Below are 1,179 nucleotides of genomic sequence, written 5' to 3' on the forward strand. Positions count from 1 at the left end.
GATCCGCTCCAGGCCGTTCTTTGTATCGAGGATATGCGCACTAGGACGTCGGCCGAGCGAGGCTGTCATGGGCGATGTCTGTTATCGGCTCCAGCGAGTGCCGCACCGTGCATCTGGCATTGGCCAGGCAGGTTATTTGGCCAACAGATGGATCGCGCCCTTTTCTCCAAGAGATGAGCGCGTGGCGTGTGTGGCGAGCTTGGTGCCAGGGTCCTGACGGGCTACTGGCCTCGGCGGTACTGCACGCACAGCACGACATCGGTACCGGTCGGCAAGCGGGGCGGAATGCAAGGCGCGTTTGCGCGCGGCGCTATGCAGCGCTTGCGCAAAAAAGAAACCCTCAGTCCGTTTGGACTGAGGGTTTCGGGGTAAAGCCCCTGGCGATGACCTACTCTCGCATGGCTTGAGCCACACTACCATCGGCGCAGCTGCGTTTCACTTCCGAGTTCGGGATGGGATCGGGTGGTTCCACAGCGCTAATTTCACCAGGGAGACGGTTGGAGCGTCGCCATCCAAGAAACGGATTAAGGCGCCCAGTCTCGCAGAGTTAACTTGTGACGTAGCTTGCATTTGATGATCTACCAACGTTCGTTGGGACCAAGGCAACTTGAGGTTATATGGTCAAGCCGCACGGATCATTAGTATCAGTTAGCTCAATACATTGCTGTACTTACACACCTGACCTATCAACCACGTAGTCTACATGGTTCCTTTAGGGGGCTTGTGCCCCGGGAAGTCTCATCTTGAGGCGCGCTTCCCGCTTAGATGCTTTCAGCGGTTATCGCTTCCGAACATAGCTACCCGGCAATGCCACTGGCGTGACAACCGGAACACCAGAGGTTCGTCCACTCCGGTCCTCTCGTACTAGGAGCAGCCCCTCTCAAACTTCCAACGCCCATGGCAGATAGGGACCGAACTGTCTCACGACGTTCTGAACCCAGCTCGCGTACCACTTTAAATGGCGAACAGCCATACCCTTGGGACCGACTACAGCCCCAGGATGTGATGAGCCGACATCGAGGTGCCAAACACCGCCGTCGATATGAACTCTTGGGCGGTATCAGCCTGTTATCCCCGGAGTACCTTTTATCCGTTGAGCGATGGCCCTTCCATACAGAACCACCGGATCACTAAGACCTACTTTCGTACCTGCTTGATCCGTCGATCTTGCAGTCAAGC

The 1,179-nt window shown here is 56.5% G+C and carries 2 rRNA genes; both read right to left on the bottom strand.

Annotation, left to right across the window (positions count from 1 at the left end):
* Positions 1-375 precede the first annotated feature (375 nt).
* Positions 376-490, bottom strand: a 5S ribosomal RNA gene (gene rrf, locus LN450_RS10545).
* Between the two features lie 127 nt (positions 491-617).
* Positions 618-1,179 (bottom strand): 23S ribosomal RNA (locus tag LN450_RS10550); the annotation flags it as partial.

Source organism: Xanthomonas euvesicatoria pv. euvesicatoria (genome assembly GCF_020880415.1).
GTDB classification, from domain to species: domain Bacteria; phylum Pseudomonadota; class Gammaproteobacteria; order Xanthomonadales; family Xanthomonadaceae; genus Xanthomonas; species Xanthomonas euvesicatoria.